Source organism: Cupriavidus sp. IDO (assembly GCF_000812465.1).
GTDB lineage: Bacteria > Pseudomonadota > Gammaproteobacteria > Burkholderiales > Burkholderiaceae > Cupriavidus.
Genome location: NZ_JWMA01000036.1, coordinates 91,253 through 105,211, shown reverse-complemented (window position 1 = coordinate 105,211; position 13,959 = coordinate 91,253). Strand labels below are relative to the sequence as shown.

At 64.0% G+C, this 13,959-nt stretch carries 13 protein-coding genes and 1 riboswitch; of the genes, 9 read left to right on the top strand and 4 right to left on the bottom strand.

Features of this window, described 5'->3' with window-relative positions:
- Positions 1 to 68: 68 nt before the first annotated feature.
- From RM96_RS12740 to RM96_RS12730, 3 genes are all read left to right on the top strand, one after another.
- Positions 69 to 1,181: a fatty acid desaturase gene (locus tag RM96_RS12740; protein WP_039010929.1), complete on the top strand. Its 1,113-nt coding sequence runs from the start codon at positions 69 to 71 to the stop codon at positions 1,179 to 1,181.
- A gap of 51 nt (positions 1,182 to 1,232) precedes the next feature.
- Positions 1,233 to 1,381: riboswitch (yybP-ykoY riboswitch) on the top strand.
- Between the two features lie 118 nt (positions 1,382 to 1,499).
- On the top strand, positions 1,500 to 2,075 hold the full coding sequence (locus RM96_RS12735; RefSeq protein WP_039011054.1) for a TMEM165/GDT1 family protein: 576 nt from the start codon (positions 1,500 to 1,502) through the stop codon (positions 2,073 to 2,075).
- 136 nt (positions 2,076 to 2,211) lie between these two features.
- A complete protein-coding gene (locus RM96_RS12730; protein ID WP_052279484.1) occupies positions 2,212 to 2,628 on the top strand; it encodes a YXWGXW repeat-containing protein in 417 nt (138 codons plus the stop codon).
- Between the two features lie 177 nt (positions 2,629 to 2,805).
- On the opposite strand, the gene RM96_RS12725 is transcribed toward RM96_RS12730, so the two are convergent.
- Both RM96_RS12725 and uraH read right to left on the bottom strand, forming a co-directional pair.
- Positions 2,806 to 4,023 carry a urate hydroxylase PuuD gene (locus tag RM96_RS12725; protein ID WP_039010928.1) on the bottom strand — a complete coding sequence of 406 codons (1,218 nt, stop codon included), beginning with the start codon at positions 4,021 to 4,023 and terminating at the stop codon, positions 2,806 to 2,808.
- A 31-nt stretch (positions 4,024 to 4,054) separates the two neighbouring features.
- Entirely contained in the window at positions 4,055 to 4,408 is a 354-nt protein-coding gene (gene uraH / locus RM96_RS12720; RefSeq protein WP_039010927.1) for a hydroxyisourate hydrolase, read from the bottom strand.
- Between the two features lie 343 nt (positions 4,409 to 4,751).
- On the opposite strand from uraH, the gene RM96_RS12715 reads away from it, so the two are divergent.
- The 6 genes from RM96_RS12715 (at position 4,752) to RM96_RS12690 (ending at position 10,381) form a co-directional block, all read left to right on the top strand.
- Entirely contained in the window at positions 4,752 to 5,501 is a 750-nt protein-coding gene (locus RM96_RS12715; RefSeq protein ID WP_039010926.1) for a GntR family transcriptional regulator, read from the top strand.
- A 141-nt stretch (positions 5,502 to 5,642) separates the two neighbouring features.
- The gene (locus RM96_RS12710; RefSeq protein ID WP_039010924.1) at positions 5,643 to 7,049 is read left to right on the top strand and encodes a nucleobase:cation symporter-2 family protein; all 1,407 of its coding nucleotides are present in this window, start codon (positions 5,643 to 5,645) and stop codon (positions 7,047 to 7,049) included.
- Between the two features lie 146 nt (positions 7,050 to 7,195).
- Complete coding sequence (gene puuE, locus RM96_RS12705; RefSeq protein WP_039010923.1) at positions 7,196 to 8,146, top strand: allantoinase PuuE; 951 nt, start codon at positions 7,196 to 7,198, stop codon at positions 8,144 to 8,146.
- A complete protein-coding gene (uraD, locus tag RM96_RS12700) occupies positions 8,143 to 8,661 on the top strand; it encodes a 2-oxo-4-hydroxy-4-carboxy-5-ureidoimidazoline decarboxylase (RefSeq protein ID WP_039010922.1) in 519 nt (172 codons plus the stop codon). The genes puuE and uraD overlap by 4 nt, the downstream gene beginning before the upstream one ends.
- Before the next feature lie 170 nt (positions 8,662 to 8,831).
- A complete protein-coding gene (locus RM96_RS12695; RefSeq protein WP_039010921.1) occupies positions 8,832 to 9,899 on the top strand; it encodes a porin in 1,068 nt (355 codons plus the stop codon).
- 236 nt (positions 9,900 to 10,135) lie between these two features.
- Entirely contained in the window at positions 10,136 to 10,381 is a 246-nt protein-coding gene (locus RM96_RS12690; RefSeq protein ID WP_039010920.1) for a hypothetical protein, read from the top strand.
- A gap of 109 nt (positions 10,382 to 10,490) precedes the next feature.
- Here the strand turns inward: RM96_RS12690 and RM96_RS12685 are convergent, their stop codons facing one another.
- Together RM96_RS12685 and RM96_RS12680 are read right to left on the bottom strand one after the other, a co-directional pair.
- On the bottom strand, positions 10,491 to 12,812 hold the full coding sequence (locus tag RM96_RS12685) for an NADP-dependent malic enzyme (RefSeq protein ID WP_039011050.1): 2,322 nt from the start codon (positions 12,810 to 12,812) through the stop codon (positions 10,491 to 10,493).
- A 285-nt stretch (positions 12,813 to 13,097) separates the two neighbouring features.
- On the bottom strand, positions 13,098 to 13,712 hold the full coding sequence (locus tag RM96_RS12680) for a DUF4136 domain-containing protein (RefSeq protein ID WP_039010918.1): 615 nt from the start codon (positions 13,710 to 13,712) through the stop codon (positions 13,098 to 13,100).
- Between the last annotated feature and the right edge of the window lie 247 nt (positions 13,713 to 13,959).

Here is a 13,959-nt window from a genome sequence, read left to right as displayed (position 1 = left end):
ATCTTTGCGGTTTCCAACGTGCGTCGTTTGAGCGACGCGCGTCGACGACCGCCAACAGAAGGTTTTGCATGACCGCCAGCCAATCCGCGCATCCCGAGGTACCGCTTCCCGAACCGATTGCCCCCGACCAGCCCCTGCCCTCGCGCAAGATCATCCGCGGCTGGCTGATCCCGCTGGGTGCGCGCAGCACGCCGCACGCACTGGCGCTGTTCGCACTGGACTATGCGCTGTTCGCTGCCGTCCTGGCCGGCGTGGTGCTGGCCTCGCACTGGCTGGCCAAGCTCGCCCTGGGCGTGCTGGCGGGCCTGATCATCGCGCGCCTGTTCATCATCGGCCACGACGCCTGCCACCAGAGCCTGACGCCGCGTCGCGGCCTCAACAAGTGGCTGGGCCGCCTGACCTTCCTGCCTTCGCTCACGCCGTACAGCCTGTGGGAAGTCGGCCATAACGTCGTCCACCACGGCTACACCAACCTGAAGGGCTTCGACTTCGTCTGGGCGCCCTATTCGCTGGAAGAATTCCAGGCGTTGCCGCGCTGGCGCCGCGTGATGGAACGCATCTACCGCACCGGCTTCGGCCCCGGCCTGTACTACCTTGTCGAAATCTGGTGGTGCAAGCTGTTCTTCCCCAGCAAGCGCCAGATGGCCACGCGCCGTTCCATCTTCACGATGGACTGCCTGCTGGTAGCGGCCTTCGGCATCGCCTGGATCGGCGCGCTGGTGTGGCTGGCTATCGTCACCGGGCAATCGGTCTGGATGCTGGTCGGTGCCGGCTTCGTGCTGCCCTTCCTGGTGTGGAATGCCACCGTCGGCTTCGTGCTCTATGTGCACCACACCCACACCAGCGTCGCGTGGTACGACACCAAGGCCATGTGGGCCAAAGCGCAGCCGTTCGTCTCGACCACCGTGCACCTGCGCTTCCGCCATGGCATTGGCACGGCGCTGCATCACATCATGGAGCACACCGCCCACCACGTGGACATGAGCGTGCCGCTGTACCGCCTCAAGCGCGCCCAGGCGATGCTCGAGCACGCACTGCCGGGCCGCATCATCATCGAGAACTTCTCGTGGCGCTGGTACTTCGATACGGCGCGCCGCTGCAAGCTGTATGACTTCAAGGCCCTGTGCTGGACCGATTTCCGCGGCCGCCAGACCAGCGACAACTCGCCGGTGCCGGCCTGATCACTCCGGTCCGACCGGCGGTGGACGACCATCGCCTCAGCCGCTATAATCGCGACTTCCATTGGGGAGTAGCCGCCCTGCTCTCACCGCGCCGCGCAATGCGGACTCCGGAGGACAGGGGCGTACGTCAACAGACTTGACCGCTTGCGGTTATGGCGTGCGCAGCTCAGGACCCGTCCGGCCAGCGTCGATCAAGTGCTGGCCCGACAGCGTCCAATGCCTGGCGAGACCGATGACCATACCTTTCTGGCCGGGCCGGGAAAGGTGTGCGTCATTGGCATCTCGCGATGCATGCGGCCCGGTTACTCACAAAACAACATGGAAGCCTTCTTCGTCTCCACTGGCATCGTCGCGCTCGCTGAAATGGGCGACAAGACGCAACTGCTGTCGCTCGTCCTGGCCGCGCGTTATCGCAAGCCGCTCCCCATCATCCTCGGCATCCTGATCGCCACGGTGGTCAACCACGGCTTTGCCGGCGCGCTGGGCGGATGGATTACCCACGTGCTTGGCCAGGATGTCCTGCGCTGGATTCTCGGCATCGGCTTTATCGCGATGGCAGGCTGGATGCTCATTCCCGACAAGCTCGACGACGCCGAGCAGGCCAAACCGGTGAAAGGCGCCATCGGCATCCTCGGCACCACCATCGTGGCGTTCTTCTTTGCGGAGATGGGCGACAAGACGCAGATCGCTACCGTGGCACTGGCCGCACGCTTCAGCGGTGAAGTGGTAGCCGTCGTGGCCGGCACGACCTTCGGCATGATGCTGGCCAACGCACCGGCTGTGCTGCTCGGCGACAAGTTCGCCAACAAGATGCCGATCGGGCTGGTGCACAAGATTGCAGCGGCGATCTTCCTGGCGCTGGGCGTGCTGGCGTTGCTGAATATCGGCGGTTGAAAGACAACTGAAAGGCAAGCGGCACCGTGGCGTAACACGCCCTTACAACACGGTGTACCGCCAGGCACATGCTCACCCGTTATCGAAGGCATCCGCACACGTGGACGCCCCTTATCAATAACGAGGAGAAACCGCAATGCCAAGCACAACCCTCCGCGCGCAGCGGCGCCTGCCCCAGCTCTGGAAGCCCGCGCTGGCGGCGCTCGCTGTCGCCTGCTCGCTGACCGGCTGCGTGACCGAGCGTGTAGTCGTTCGCGAACCCGCGCCGCAGCACCAGATGGTGCGCACCATGCCGCCGCCGGTGCACGAAGAGCGCGGACCCGCACCGGGCTACGGCTGGAACTGGGTGCCGGGGCACTGGAGGTGGGCCGGCAATGACTGGCTCTGGGTGCACGGCAAATGGGTGCAGCAGCCGGTGCCGCCAATGCCCGCCGTGATCGTCGAGCAGGTCACCGTGACGCCCGCCCCCCATGCCTACTGGGTGCCCGGCCACTGGGTATGGCGATATGACGCCGGCGGCGGCTGGATGTGGGTAAAGGGCGGCTGGCACTGAACGCAGGCGAGCGCGCCGCACGAAAAAAAACGGGGCTTGCGCCCCGTTCAAACCCTCGCCGGTCCGGTACTGACGGTTGCCAAACTGCACAACCCTCCGGACCGTCGATCACCGATGCTCGGTTTTCGTGGACCGACTCCGCGAGCCGGTCCGCATGTCTTTCAGTTCGATCACACCTCAATTGGTGGTCTTGGCTCCGCCTTCGAACCACTGGCCCAGCAGGGCGCGCTCGTCGTCCGTAATCTGGGTCACGTTGCCCAGCGGCATCGACTTCTGCTGCACGGCCTGCTGATAGATCAGCTGTGCGTGCGCCTTGATCTCGTCCGCGGTATCGAGCTTGATGCCCTTGGCCGCGGTCGGCATCATCTTGGGCGCCTCGGCGTGGCACTGCACGCAGCGCGTGTTGATGACTTCCTGCACCTTGGCAAAATTCACCGCGGCTGCAGCAGCACCGGCAGCATCGCCCTCTTTGCCGGCAACCGTTGCACGCGGTTGCGGCGCGATCAGCACGGCCACCACGGCCAGCACGGCAACGCCGGCTGCAGGCCATGCCACATTGATCTTGCCCTTGTGCTTCAGGATGAAGAACTGGCGGATCAGCACACCGGCCAGCATGATCAGGACCAGCACAGCCCAGTTGTACTTGTAGCTGTAGGTCATGCTGTAGTGGTTCGACAGCATCGCGAACAGCACCGGCAGCGTGAAGTACGTGTTGTGCACGCTGCGCTGCTTGGCGTTCTTGCCGTGGACCGGATCGACCGGCTGTCCTGCGCGCAGCGCGGCAACCACCTTGCGTTGGCCCGGGATGATCCACACCAGCACGTTGGCGCTCATGATCGTGGCGATCATCGCGCCGGTCAGCAGGAATGCCGCGCGGCCCTGGAACAGATGGCACGCCACGAAGGCAGCCACTGCCACATAGATCGCCACCAGCACGCCGACGGTACGGTCGCTCTTGCCGAAGATGCGGCAGATGCAGTCATACACGACCCAGCCCGCGCCGAGGTAGGCCAGCGCCAGCCCCACTGCCGCGCCCGGCGACATGTCGTAGACGTTCTTGTCGATCAGGTACGTGCTAGCGTTGAACAGGTACAGCACCACCAGCAGGCCGAAGCCGGTCATCCAGGTCGAATAGGACTCCCAGTAGAACCAGTGCAGGTTCTCCGGCAAGGTCTTCGGCGCGGTCAGGTATTTCTGCGGGTTGTAGAAACCACCGCCGTGCACGGCCCACAGTTCGCCGCCGACACCCTTTTCCTGCAGGTCCGGGTCAGAGGGGCGGGTGAGGCTGTTGTCGAGCCAGACGAAATAGAACGAGGAACCGATCCACGCGATTGCCGTGATGACGTGCACCCAGCGCAGCAGCAGATTGGCCCAGTCGAGAATGTAGCCTTCCATGACTTGTCTCCTGTTTCCCTATGCCACCGCTTCAGCTGCCGCGGTAGGTCGAGTACGACCAGGGCGATACGAGGAGCGGCACGTGGTAGTGCGCGGCCGTGTCGGCAATGCCAAAGCGCAGCGTCACCACGTCTAGGAATGCCGGCTCGGGCAGCTTGGTGCCCTGCGCACGGAAATAGTCGCCGGCGCCGAATTCCAGTTCGTACACGCCGACAGCGAGCGCTTCGCCTTCCAGCAGCGGCTGGTCGCAACGACCGTCGTGGTTGGTCACGACCGTCTTCAGCTTTTCGCGGCGATTGTCGACAATTTTATGCAGGGTAATCGACATCCCTTGACCGGGCGTGCCGGCGGCGGTGTCGAGAACGTGAGTGGTCAAGCGTCCCATCCTGTTTTTCCTTGGAGGTTTGGGTTGTGAGGGGCGCCGCTGCCTTCACTAGCACCATTGGTGGGAATGGTGCCCGCTCGGTACGTCATCTAACGCATCCCGGCGCTGGGTTGGTGCGTGGCGACAATGCGCCTGCACCTACCCGGTTGGCAACTCAGGGATTACCCGGAGTTGTCGAAAACCTGAGTCGGTTTTGTTGACAATATTGAATGCCCAACCAAATAATTGTCAACAATTTTCGGATCACCGCCTCCTGATACTCAGGATTTCCGGTGACCTGGCAAGGCCGCGCAATCCGCGCCACGCCTGCCTGAGCAATACGCAACGATGCGATGGTGCAACGATGTCCAAGAGCCTGAAGCTGATCGCCGGTGTCACTGACACCGCTCCTGCCGACCCGAAGCCCGAGAAGCCCGCACGCAAGGGCTCGGTCGAGGAGCGCATGTACCACGAGATCTACGACGCGATCATGGAGCACCGGCTCCCGCCGCGCACCAAGCTGACCGAGCACTCCCTTTGCGAGATCTATGCCACCGCCCGGCACACGGTGCGCAAGGTGCTGTCGCACCTGGCCGCCGACGGCATGGTGGACCTCGAACCCAACCGCGGTGCCTTTATCGCCAGCCCTTCCACCGACGAGGCGCACGATATGTTCGAGCTGCGCCAGATGATGGAACGCGCGGTGCTGGAAAAGCTCGCCGCCATGCCCGACGTGAAGGCCGTCATCACGCCGCTGCGCAAGATGGTGGCAACCGAGCGCCAGGCTTTCCTCACGCATGACCGTCCCCGCTGGATCCGCCTGTCGGCCGAATTCCACACCGCCCTGGCCGAGCTCTCGGGCAACGCACTGCTTGTCAACATGATGCGCCGGCTGGTCTCGCGCACCACATTGATGATTGCCAGCGTAGAGGCCCCCGGCAACAACGCCTGCTCGTTCGACGAACACGAAGAGATTCTTGACGCACTCGAACAGGGCGACGCCGCGCTGGCGCAGGCCCGCATGGCGCACCACCTTGGCGCCTGCGCGGACCGCGTGCAGCCGGACGAGCCAGGCAATTTCGATCTTCGCAGCGTACTAGGCCGCTCCACCTAGCACGGTGTTCCCGCCACCCGCCCGCATAAGGCCAGGTGTACGCCGGCAAGACAGCGCCCACGAGAGCGCGAGGACGGCAGATCCGACAAGAAGGCCAGGACGGTGGCGTTCCCATCAAACCAAAGGAGAGGAGACGCACCAATGACTTCCGCAAGCACTACGGTCCCCACGGACCTCACCAACGAGCGTTTGCCTTCCGGGCGCCTGCTCGCGCTTGGACTGCAGCACGTGCTGGTGATGTATGCCGGCACCGTCGCGGTTCCCCTGATCATCGGTGGCGCACTCAAGCTGCCGAAGGACCAGCTCGCCTTCCTCATCAACGCCGACCTCTTCGCCGCCGGCCTTGCCACGCTGATCCAGGCCTTTGGCTTCTGGAAGTTCGGCATCCGCATGCCGGTGATGATGGGCGTGACCTTTGCCTCGGTCGCGCCGATGATCGCCATCGGCACCGATCCCAATGTCGGGCTGCTCGGCATCTACGGCGCGGTGATCGCCTCGGGACTATTCGGGATCCTGGTTGCGCCGTTGATGGGACGGATGCTCGGGTTGTTTCCACCGGTGGTGACCGGCACCGTGATCACGCTGATCGGCGTGTCGCTGATGCGCGTCGGCATCAACTGGGCGGCCGGTGGCCAGCCCACCACGCGCGCCGTGATCGATGGCGTGGCCAAGGAAGTGCCCAACCTCGCCTACGGCGACCTGAGCAACCTGAGCATTGCCGCGCTGACGCTGGTAATCATCCTGCTGCTGACCAAGTACGGCCGTGGCCTGGTGGCCAACTGCGCGGTGCTGCTGGGCATCATCGCCGGCACGGTGGTGGCAATGGCGATGGGCAAGGTGTCATTCGAAGGCCTGAGCGAAGCCAGCTATATGGCCGTCATCACGCCGCTGCACTTCGGCATTCCGACCTTCGAGCTGAGCGCGATCCTGTCGATGTGCATCGTCATGCTGATTACGCTGGTGGAATCGACCGGCATGTTCCTGGCGCTGTCCGACATCACCGGCAAGAAGCTGAGCAATGAAGAGCTGACGCGCGGCCTGCGCGCCGACGGCCTCGGCACGGTGATCGGCGGCGTCTTCAACACCTTCCCGTACACCTCGTTCTCGCAGAATGTGGGCCTGGTGACCGTGACCGGCGTGCGTTCGCGCTACGTGGCAGCGGCCGGCGGCATCATCCTGATCGCTTTCGGCCTGTTCCCGAAGATGGCACACGTAGTGGCCTCGGTGCCGCAATTCGTGCTGGGCGGCGCGGGTATCGTGATGTTCGGCATGGTGGCCGCCACCGGCATCCGCATCCTCGGTTCGTGCGATTTCAACCGCAACCGCCACAACCTCTTCATCGTTGCCATCTCAATCGGCTTCGGCATGATCCCGACGCTGGCACCGACGTTCTTCCAGTACCTGCCGAAGTGGACCGTCCCGTTCACCCACAGCGGCATCGTGCTGGGCACCATCGTGGCTGTCGCGCTCAATCTCTTCTACAACGGCATCCAGTCCGCCGAAGAGGCCATGCGCAATGCCGCTGCTAACTCGCACGGTACAGAGTAAGCCAAGTATCTGGAGCCACGCAGACGCGAAGCGGCGCAACTGGCACGTTCATTGCGTAGATTGCGACGCTTCCGGGCGTCGCGGCATGGCTCCGGGCCGGACATCCGAATGGGTGGCCGGCCAGTTCCCTGAAGCAGAAAAGACTCATGACAAACCAGACCTATCCACGCGATCTCATCGGTTACGGCAGCCAGCCGCCGCACGCCCGCTGGCCCGGCGGCGCGCGCGTTGCGCTGCAGTTCGTACTCAACTACGAAGAAGGCGGCGAGAACAACGTGCTGCACGGCGATGCCGGCTCCGAACAGTTCCTGTCCGAAATCATCGGTGCCGCGGCCTACCCCGACCGGCACATGAGCATGGAGGGCGTCTACGAATACGGCTCGCGCGCCGGCGTCTGGCGCATCCTGCGCGAGTTCGAGAAGCGCAGCCTGCCGCTGACCATTTTTGGCGTGTCGATGGCGCTGCAGCGCCATCCGGAACTCACGCGCGCGTTCGTCGAACTCGGTCATGAAATCGCCTGCCACGGCTGGCGCTGGATCCACTACCAGGGCATTGACGAGGCGACCGAGCGCGAGCACATGCGCATCGGCATGCAGATCATCAAGGACCTGACGGGTTCGATGCCGCTGGGCTGGTACACCGGCCGCGACAGCCCCAACACGCGCCGCCTGGTGGTGGAGCACGGCGGCTTCCTGTACGACTCCGACTACTACGGCGACGACCTGCCCTTCTGGACCGAAGTGGAGGTCACCGGCGGCGAGAAGAAGCCGCACCTGGTGGTGCCGTACACGCTGGACTCGAACGACATGCGCTTTGCCACGCCACAGGGCTTCAACACCGGCGAGCAGTTCTTCCAGTACCTGAAGGACGCGTTCGACGTGCTGTACGAAGAAGGGGATCCCAGCGGACAGGACCGTCCCAAGATGCTGTCGATCGGCATGCACTGCCGGCTGCTCGGCCGCCCGGGCCGCTTCCGCGCGCTGCAGCGCTTTCTCGACTATGTGCAGGGCCACGACAAGGTCTGGATCTGCCGGCGCGTCGATATCGCCCGCCACTGGATCGACACCCACCCCTACACGCCCCGGAACCAAGCATGAGCCAGACCTACACCATCGCCCAACTCAACACCATGCCTGTCGCCGGGTTCGTGCAGGTCCTGGGCGGCATCTACGAACACTCGCCCTGGTTTGCCGAAACCGCCGCTGCGCAGCGCCCCTTCGCCAATGCCGCGGCACTGGCCGAAGCCCTGCGCAACGCCGTAGACCAGGCCGGTGAGGCTGCCCAGCTCAAGCTCGTGCGCGCCCACCCGGAGCTGGCCGGCAAGGCCGCCGTGCGCGGCGAGCTGACAGCAGAATCGACCCGCGAACAGAGTGGCGCGGGCCTGAACCTGTGCACCCCGGAAGAGTTCGACCGGCTGCAGTCGCTAAACGCCCGCTACAACGAGAAATTCGGCTTTCCGTTCATCCTTGCCGTGCGTGGCTACGATCGCCACGGGATCATTGCCGAGTTCGCCCGCCGCGTCGAAAACTCGCCCGAGGTGGAGTTGCAAACTTGCATCAACCAGATCCACCGCATTGCGCAGTTCCGTCTCGACGACTTAGTATCCGCCTGAGCCAAAAAAGGCACCACCTGTATAACAAAAACGCTGTACCCGATGCCGCCGGCACCCATGTCACCCGAGCCCAAGCCAGGCAGCACGAACAGAAGCGAAAAGACAAGAAGAACCCGCCAGGGACCCAGTACACAACGTTCTAAAGCAGGATCAACCACGGAGGTCTAACAATGCAGAAGCAGTACAAGCCGGCAATGAAGCTGGCAGCGGTAGCGGCTACCCTTCTTTCCGGCGCAGCCATGGCGCAGTCCAGCGTCACGCTGTACGGCCAGGCTGACATGTTCGTCGGCGGCGTAAAGAACCCGGGCTCGGGTGATCGCGCGTGGGTTGCCAACTCGGGCGGTATGCAGACATCCTACTGGGGCATCAAGGGTACCGAGGACCTCGGCGGCGGCACCAAGGCCGTCTTCGACCTGAACGGCTTCTTCCGTACGGACAGCGGCAGCACGGGCCGCTTCAACGGCGACTCGATGTTCAGTCGCAACGCGTATGTGGGTCTGCAGAACGACAAGTTCGGCGCGCTCAAGCTGGGCCGCAACACGACGCCGTACTTCGTGTCGACGATTCTGTTCAATCCGCTGATTGACTCGTACGTATTTTCGCCGACGATCTTCCACACGTACTTCGGCGCTGCCAGCAACGGTGTTGTGGATCCGGGCATCATCGGCGACTCGGGCTGGAACAACTCGGTGCTGTACTCCACCCCGAACTTCGGTGGCCTGACCGCAAACCTGATCTACTCGACGGGTGAGAAGCCCGGCGCGGCCGGCAAGAACAAGTGGGGCGGCAACCTGATGTACTTCAACGGGCCGTTCGCCGCCACCGTGGCCTACCAGCAGGTGCGCTTCGATGTGGTTGCCGATGACCTGGCAACCGCTGGCTTCAGCCGCCAGGATGCAGTGCAGGCCGGCATCTCGTATGACTTCAACGTGGTCAAGCTGTTCGCCCAGGGTCAGTACATCAAGACCAAGGCCACCACGGCCGCCAGCGGCGACATCAAGCACACCAACGGCCAGTTCGGCGCCTCGGTGCCTATCGGTGCTGGCAGCCTGCTGGCGTCCTACGCCTATGACAAGACCGAGAACTCGGTGAGTGACTTCAAGCGCAACACGTTTGCCGTTGCCTACGATTACAACTTGTCCAAGCGCACGGACGTGTACGCCGCGTACTACTACGACAAGATCACCGGGATCGAGCACGGCGACACCTTCGGCGTGGGCGTGCGCCACAAGTTCTGATCGAAGAACGGTCTGACCGTGGTCCTGAGCCCGCCGCAAGGCGGGCTTTTTCATTGCCGCCCCGGAATCACATTCGGCATAAACGCGTCGCTGGGATGCTGCATTGCGATATGAAGTGCCAGCGCGTCACCAGATTGGAAGTCGCCCTTTCATAGCGGTATTCAATTGGCACCGCCCCGGCACGATGCCTAGATTGATCATCCGGACTTCGAAAACCATAGCGAGACAGGTGACTCATGCGGCGATATGCGAAAACCCGGTCTGAACTGATGGCCATCCTGAACCAATGCCTGGACAACAACCCGGAGTGCGGCGAATGCGAGCTGCACGCCGTCCGAATGCACCAGCCTGACCATACCGGTTGCAACTGGAGCGCCGAAGTCGACTTTCCGCACGAGGAAGTCGAAAATCTTGGTGGCCAGCTGGCCGCCGCCAAATCGATCATCGTGGTGATGCGCGAGCAGTACAACGTGCTGCAGTAGCGCCTGCTGCGGCGCTGCGATCGCCGCGTTGCAACAAACAAAAAGCCGGGTCGTCGACCCGGCTTTTTGTTGTCCGCGCCGCCGCGGAGCGGCGCGGTCATGCGGTCACTTACCGGTGCGCATTGGACTCCGCCACCGCTACGGCCGTCATATTGACGATCCGGCGCGTCGTCGCCTGCGGGTTCAGGATATGCACCGGCCGCGCCGCGCCCAGCAGGATCGGGCCCACCGTCACGCCCTGCCCACCCGTGATCTTGAGCAGGTTGAACGCGATGTTGGCGGCATCCAGGGTCGGCATGACCAGCAGGTTGGCGCTGCCCGCCAGCTTGGTCGACGGCAGGAAGTGACGGCGCACGTCTTCGTCCAGGGCGGCGTCGCCCTGCATCTCGCCCTCCACTTCCAGGTTCGGCGCGACGCGTGCGAGGATCTGCGCGGTCTCGCGCATCTTGCGCGCCGACGGACGGTTGGACGAGCCAAACATCGAGTGCGACATCAGCGCGACCTTCGGATGCAGGCCAAAGCGCGCGATTTCCTCCGCGGCCAGCTGCGTGATGGCTGCCAGCTCTTCCGCGCTCGGGTCGTCATTGACGAAGGTGTCGGTGATGAACAGCGTGTGCTTCTCGAGCATCAGCGCGTTCATCGCGGCGAACACGCAGGCCCCCGGCGCCAGGCCGATCACATCGCGCACGTGCTCCAGGTGCGCCTCGAAGCGGCCCACCGTGCCGCACAGCAGCGCGTCGGCGTCGCCCATGTGCATGAGCATGGTGCCGATCAGCGTATTGGAGCGGCGCAGCGCGACCTTGGCCATGTCCGGCGTCACGCCGTCGCGGCCGCGCAGGTGATGGTATTCCTCGTGGTAGGCGCGGTAGCGCGGATCGTCTTCCGGATTGATCAGCTCGAAATCGACGCCCGGCTTCAGTCTCAGGCCGGCCTTTTCGATGCGCATCTGGATCACATGCGGACGGCCGATCAGGATCGGGCGAGCCAGGCCTTCGTCCACCACGGTCTGCACCGCACGCAGCACGCGCTCTTCCTCGCCCTCGGCATAGGCTACGCGCTTGGGCGATGCCTTGGCGGCCGAGAACACCGGCTTCATGATCATGCCGGTGTGATAGACGTACTGCGACAGCTGCTGGCGATAGGCTTCCAGATCCTTGATCGGACGCGTGGCCACGCCGGACTCTTCAGCCGCCTTGGCCACGGCCGGCGCGATCTTTTCGATCAGGCGCTGGTCGAACGGCGTCGGGATGATGTAGTCGGGGCCGAACTTCAGCTCGCGGCCGCCGTAGGCTGCGGCCACGGCGTCGTTCAGCTCGGCTTCGGCCAGCTCGGCGATCGCCTTGACGCATGCCAGCTTCATCGCTTCCGTGATCTTGGTCGCGCCGCAATCGAGCGCGCCGCGGAAGATGTACGGGAAGCACAGCACGTTGTTGACCTGGTTCGGATAGTCCGAACGGCCCGTGGCGATAATGCAGTCCGGACGCGCAGCCTTGGCGACTTCCGGGCGGATTTCCGGCTCAGGGTTGGCCAGCGCCAGGATGATGGGCTTGTCGGCCATGGTCTTGACCATTTCGGCGCTCAGCACGCCGGCGGTCGAGCAGCCCAGGAAGACGTCGGCACCCTTGACGATGTCGGCCAGCGTGCGGGCCGAGGTGTCCTGCGCGTAGCGGGCCTTGTTGGCTTCCATGTTGGCGTCGCGGCCAACGTAGATCACGCCCTTGGAATCCACCACCGAGACGTTCTCGCGCTTCACGCCGAGGCCGACCATGGTGTCCAGGCACGCAATGGCCGCCGCGCCGGCGCCGGACACGGCCAGTTTCACCTTGCCGATATCCTTGCCAACTACCTTCAGACCATTGAGCAGCGCCGCGCCCGAAATGATGGCCGTGCCGTGCTGGTCATCGTGGAAGACGGGAATGTTCATGCGCTCGCGCAGCTTCTGCTCGATGTAGAAGCACTCGGGCGCCTTGATGTCCTCGAGGTTCACGCCGCCGAGCGTCGGCTCCAGCGCGGCAACGATCTCGACGATCTTGTCCGGGTCGCGCGCGTCGAGTTCGATATCGAACACGTCGATGCCGGCAAACTTCTTGAACAGGCAGCCCTTGCCTTCCATCACCGGCTTGCCGGCCAGCGGGCCGATATCGCCCAGGCCCAGCACAGCGGTACCGTTGGTGACCACGGCCACCAGGTTGGCGCGCGAGGTGTACTCGGCGGCGGTCGAGGGATCCTTCGCGATTTCCTCGCAGGCGTAGGCCACGCCGGGCGAGTAGGCCAGCGACAGGTCGCGCTGGTTGGACAGGGCCTTGGTGGCGGTTACCTGGATCTTGCCCTTGGTCGGGCTGCGGTGATATTCCAGCGCGGCGAGACGCAGTTGCGCTTCGGGACTATTGGGGGCATGTTGCGGTGCATCACCGCTGGTCTTGCTGCTCATTGGCTCGTCCGGAAAATGGCCCTGCTCCTTTTCGAAGTCCGCGCGCATCCCGCCATGGATCACTGGGGCGCGACGGCCGGCAGCGAAAGGCAGCATCCTGACGGGCTCCGGCGGCATGGGCCGGAAAATCGAGCAGTTATTCTAGCCCACGTGCACTCTCCTGGAGCCCCCTCACAAGGCCGAAACGCCGGTTTTTCGGTCGATTCCTCTAGTTAAACAGCTTTTACCAACGGGTATGCAATGGCATGCCGCCGCGTGCGAGTGAAGGCATTGCTGCGCCGCCCGCTACTTCGCGTCCTTGTCGACCGTCAGGGTGACCTGCCGCGGCCTGCCGCTCTCGGCCGGGAAGTCGGTGAAGGCACTGCGAATGAGGTAAGGCATCATTGCGGCAACGTTACCCCCCTCGCTCTGGTTCTGAGCGGTAACCTGGTACACCCGCTGACCAGTGGCCGCATCCTTGAAATACACGCGCAGGCTGGCGAAGGTTACCGGCACATCACGCACCACGGTCTGCGGCGGCCAGTAGCCCGGCCCCCATCCCCACGGCCCCCAGGGCCGGTAGAAGCCGTACGGACCGTACGGGCCCCACGGGCCATACCAGGGATCGCCGGGGTAAACGGTTTCAGCCACGCGGACAATGCCGGGAGCCGAATCGTATTCCATGCTGACGCGGTAGCGGGCCTGCTTCGCCGGTACCTGTTCGAAGCCCAGGCCGGCCAATGTGCTGGCCAGCCATTCCTCATACGTCTGACGATCCAGCTCGGCCGCCTGCGCGGCGCTGTGCTCGAAGCTGTAGGTGCGCGGTGCCTCGTTCTGCCAGCCGGGCTGGCGGAACGCCGTGACATCAGTGACTACCGTGCTGGCGCAACCCGACAGCAGCAAGGCACCAAGCAACACCAATCCGCATGCCAGCCTGCCAAAGGTCCAGTTCCCGCCAATACCCCCACCGCTGCCGGCGCGGCCAATCCTCTGCCACATAGAGAAGCCTCTCTTGTTGTTGGTTCGTGCATGCCGCACGTGTCTCTGAGACCACGCCCGCCGCACGGAATTCCCACGCGCGCTCCGGGAACGGCCTGCGGCGCTTGGCTACAATGGTTACTTCAGCGCCCACTCTTCACTGCCGAGGAGCCGCGCCCTTCTTTACGGT

Bases quoted from the DNA above. Each gene is read 5' to 3' on its own strand.
- RM96_RS12740 (WP_039010929.1), top strand. From the start codon at position 69: ATGACCGCCAGCCAATCCGCGCATCCCGAGGTACCGCTTCCCGAACCG.
- RM96_RS12735 (WP_039011054.1), top strand. From the start codon at position 1,500: ATGGAAGCCTTCTTCGTCTCCACTGGCATCGTCGCGCTCGCTGAAATG.
- RM96_RS12730 (WP_052279484.1), top strand. From the start codon at position 2,212: ATGCCAAGCACAACCCTCCGCGCGCAGCGGCGCCTGCCCCAGCTCTGG.
- RM96_RS12725 (WP_039010928.1), bottom strand. From the start codon at position 4,023: ATGGAAGGCTACATTCTCGACTGGGCCAATCTGCTGCTGCGCTGGGTG.
- uraH (WP_039010927.1), bottom strand. From the start codon at position 4,408: ATGGGACGCTTGACCACTCACGTTCTCGACACCGCCGCCGGCACGCCC.
- RM96_RS12715 (WP_039010926.1), top strand. From the start codon at position 4,752: ATGTCCAAGAGCCTGAAGCTGATCGCCGGTGTCACTGACACCGCTCCT.
- RM96_RS12710 (WP_039010924.1), top strand. From the start codon at position 5,643: ATGACTTCCGCAAGCACTACGGTCCCCACGGACCTCACCAACGAGCGT.
- puuE (WP_039010923.1), top strand. From the start codon at position 7,196: ATGACAAACCAGACCTATCCACGCGATCTCATCGGTTACGGCAGCCAG.
- uraD (WP_039010922.1), top strand. From the start codon at position 8,143: ATGAGCCAGACCTACACCATCGCCCAACTCAACACCATGCCTGTCGCC.
- RM96_RS12695 (WP_039010921.1), top strand. From the start codon at position 8,832: ATGCAGAAGCAGTACAAGCCGGCAATGAAGCTGGCAGCGGTAGCGGCT.
- RM96_RS12690 (WP_039010920.1), top strand. From the start codon at position 10,136: ATGCGGCGATATGCGAAAACCCGGTCTGAACTGATGGCCATCCTGAAC.
- RM96_RS12685 (WP_039011050.1), bottom strand. From the start codon at position 12,812: ATGAGCAGCAAGACCAGCGGTGATGCACCGCAACATGCCCCCAATAGT.